This window comes from Protofrankia sp. Cr2 (assembly GCF_963555885.1).
Taxonomy (GTDB): Bacteria; Actinomycetota; Actinomycetes; order Frankiales; family Frankiaceae; genus Protofrankia.
Window position 1 is genome coordinate 78614 of sequence record NZ_CAUVXG010000016.1, and the last position, 854, is coordinate 79467.

General features: G+C 74.7%; 1 protein-coding gene. It reads left to right on the forward strand.

Annotated features, from left to right (window positions below; all coding sequences use genetic code 11):
- Positions 1-854: DUF222 domain-containing protein (locus U9978_RS10210; RefSeq protein WP_322760840.1), on the forward strand; the 854-nt coding region annotated here is incomplete at both ends.

Consider the following 854-nt stretch of genomic DNA (forward strand, 5'->3'; position numbering starts at 1 on the left):
CCGGCCCGCAACGGCCATACGGGGAATTCGCCCCCGACGAAGTCGCCGCCGAACTCAACCTCTCCTACCACGCCGCCGCCACCCAACTCGCACTCGCCCACACCGTCACCCACCGGCTACCGGCAACCCTGGCCGCCCTCGCCGCCGGCATCCTCGATCTGAGCCGGGTCCGCGCCGTCGCCGACGCCACCGAACCGCTCTGCGACACCCACGCCGCCGCGGTGGAGGCGAAAATCCTGGCCCGGGGCGGACGGGCCAGCCATGCGGTGTTCCGCCAGGCGTTACGCCGCGCGGTACTCGCAGTCGACCCCGACGGCGCCGCACAACGCCACGAGCTCCAACGCCGGGGGCGCCGGGTCGGCCTCCAACCCTTCGACGACGGGATGGCGGAGCTCTCCGCGTTCCTGGCCGCCCCCGACGCCCAAGCCGCCTACCAGCGCATCGACGCGTTGGCCCGCCGCGCCGGCGACGCGGACGACACCCGCAGCATCGACGAACGCCGCGCCGACGTCCTCACCGACATCCTGCTGGGCCGCCACCGCGACGACGACCCGATCCACGTCGAGGTCGGCGTCCTGATCCCCCTGGGCACCCTGGCCGGGCTGGCCGACACCCCCGGCGAACTGGCCGGCTACGGACCGATCCCCGCCGGTCTCGCCCGGGAACTGGCCGCCAACGCGACCTGGCGGCGGCTACTGACCGACCCGGTCGACGGCCACGTGGTCGAGGTCGGCCGGCGCCGGTTCCCCTCCCCGGCGCTGGCCCGCCAGATCCGGGCCCGGGACTGGGTCTGCCGGTTCCCGGGATGCCGCACACCGGCCACCGTCTGCGACCTTGACCATGTGCGGGCGTAC